At 71.9% G+C, this 391-nt stretch carries 1 protein-coding gene; it reads left to right on the plus strand.

Going from position 1 to position 391, the window contains the following annotated elements; genetic code table 11:
* Positions 1–391: serine hydrolase (locus IO39_RS43485; RefSeq protein ID WP_043637748.1), on the plus strand; the 391-nt coding region annotated here is incomplete at both ends.

A 391-nucleotide genomic window follows, 5' to 3' on the forward strand; every position in this document is an offset into this window, starting at 1 on the left:
CGGCCTGACCGGCACCAGCCAGCCCACCACCGAGACCGAGATCCCCGCCCCCCACGCGCACGCCTACTACCGCTACGACGAAGACGGCGAGCACAAGACGCTCGACGTCACCCGGCACAACCCCTCCTGGATCTCCAGCGGCGGCGACATGATCTCCACCACCCGCGACCTGCACACCTTCATCACCGCCCTGGCCGGCGGCAAGCTGCTGCCGGCCGGCCTACTGGCCGAGATGTGCACCCCGGAAACCAAGGCCGGCTACGGCCTGGGCGTCTTCGTCCAGCCCGTCCCCGGCGGCGGCACCGTCATCACCCACAACGGCGGCATCGCCGGCCACGCCGCCCTCATGTACAGCACCCCCGACGCCGGCACCACCCTGACCGCCGCCCTC

The sequence above is a fragment of the Nonomuraea candida genome, from assembly GCF_000725485.1.
GTDB classification, from domain to species: domain Bacteria; phylum Actinomycetota; class Actinomycetes; order Streptosporangiales; family Streptosporangiaceae; genus Nonomuraea; species Nonomuraea candida.